Genomic DNA, 337 nt, shown 5'->3' on the forward strand with positions numbered 1-337 from the left:
GATATCGCCAGCGTCTTGAGGATGCCGAGCGCCGGCTCACCTCCTATCGCTCGCGTGAGGGCGGCGAGTTCGGATTCTCCGGTGAACTGGCTGAGAAGCGCCGGCAGCTCGCGGAGGTGGAGAAGTCGCTCGCGCTGGATGTCGAGGGACAGGCCCAGCGCGACGCAACGCCGGTTCCCCACGAGTGCTTCCGCGAGACTGGCTCGATAGCGCTGTCCCGGTGTTCTTCGATTTTGCCGACACGGACCCGATCCGGCCCCGCACTGGCGTCGAGCGGCGCCTGTTGTGGGGATTAATGCCGGGACGCGCCGACGGGCATGCCGTCATTGTCGCTCTG

Annotated in this window: 1 protein-coding gene; it reads right to left on the bottom strand. The window is 66.8% G+C overall.

Translation table 11 applies throughout. From position 1 onward, the window contains the following. Positions 1-182, bottom strand: a 182-nt coding sequence (locus EOC06_RS40595) for a hypothetical protein (protein ID WP_164899074.1), incomplete at its 3' end; no start/stop codon positions are given. Positions 183-337: the final 155 nt, after the last annotated feature.

This window comes from Mesorhizobium sp. M7A.F.Ca.MR.362.00.0.0 (assembly GCF_004023175.1).
GTDB lineage: Bacteria > Pseudomonadota > Alphaproteobacteria > Rhizobiales > Rhizobiaceae > Mesorhizobium.